This window comes from Vibrio sp. 10N.222.49.A3, assembly GCF_041475145.1.
Classification (GTDB): domain Bacteria; phylum Pseudomonadota; class Gammaproteobacteria; order Enterobacterales; family Vibrionaceae; genus Vibrio; species Vibrio tasmaniensis_A.
This window is the reverse complement of the sequence record NZ_JBFRVM010000339.1, coordinates 1-518: the sequence shown is the minus strand read 5'-3', so window position 1 is coordinate 518 and position 518 is coordinate 1. Positions and strand designations below refer to the sequence as shown.

The window sequence follows — 518 nt, the reverse complement described above, 5'->3', positions numbered from 1 at the left end:
TAATACGCACCAAATTAAGATGCTGATTTTAAAGAAAATAAATGGGGTTTTAATGTTGGCGCTATTGTTATTAGACATAATTAATATATTAATTATTTTAATTTCACTCCCTCAATGTGCTATAAATTTTTCTAATGTTATTTGTTATCTTTCTGTTATTTATCGGTTTTTTATCCGTGCGTATTATTTAGATTATGTAAAGGAAAAAACCACAAGGTTACTTAAAGATTGAAATACCAGGCGACGACACGCTATACTTACATAAGGTCTATAAAGTTAAAACACACGACATTGCTCGCTAACCAGTAGTGCCTTATGTAGTGTGTTTTCTTAAGGTTTAGAGTGTGTTGGGCCTCCAACTCGACTATATAGCATTCGCAAAAAAGCCGGCTTTCCAAGAGTAGTCGGCTTTTTTGTGTCTAAAAAACCGGCGTTTGATTTATTTTTTCGGTTGAGATAGGTTGAAATTTCATTGTTTGGTGTGGAATCTGAACAACCTCAAAAACCTCTTGGACTTC

General features: G+C 33.6%; 1 protein-coding gene. It reads left to right on the top strand.

Annotated features, from left to right (window positions below; translation table 11 throughout):
* Positions 1-232 (top strand): hypothetical protein (locus tag AB4589_RS25490; RefSeq protein ID WP_372101965.1); only part of this gene is annotated, 232 nt, incomplete at its 5' end.
* Positions 233-518: the final 286 nt, after the last annotated feature.